This is a genomic window from Halomonas sp. ND22Bw, from assembly GCF_003011945.1.
Lineage (GTDB): Bacteria > Pseudomonadota > Gammaproteobacteria > Pseudomonadales > Halomonadaceae > Halomonas > Halomonas halophila.
The window spans coordinates 1-376 of record NZ_PXWD01000310.1 but is presented as its reverse complement, the minus strand read 5'-3'; the positions used below and the strand labels follow the sequence as shown (position 1 = coordinate 376).

The following is a 376-nucleotide window of genomic DNA, read 5'->3' as shown; positions in this document are numbered from 1 at the left end:
CGGTCTCGCCCTCGGAGGCGCGCTACGTCCCGAAGGAGCTCGACACGCTGCACGACCAGCCGCATTTCGCGCAGACCTTCCTCGACGGCGGCAAGCCCTTCGCGGCGGGCGCGATCCGCAGGCTGCCGGCGTTGGCCGCCACGCTCGAGCAACTGGCCCATGCGGGCCTCGACGACTTCTACAAGGGCGATCTCGGCCGCGAGATCGCCGCCGACCTCGACCAGCTCGGAACGCCGGTGACCCGGGCCGATCTCGAAGCCTACGCGCCGCGCGAGCGCGCGCCGCTCTCGATCCGCCGCCGCGACGCGACGCTCTACAACTTCCCGCCGCCGACCCAAGGGATCGCCGCGCTCCTGATCCTCGGCATCTTCGACCG

The 376-nt window shown here is 72.1% G+C and carries 1 protein-coding gene; it reads left to right on the top strand.

Annotated elements, in window-relative coordinates; genetic code table 11:
• The coding region (locus CVH10_RS18205; protein ID WP_181244482.1) for a gamma-glutamyltransferase at positions 1–376 on the top strand (376 nt) is incomplete at both ends.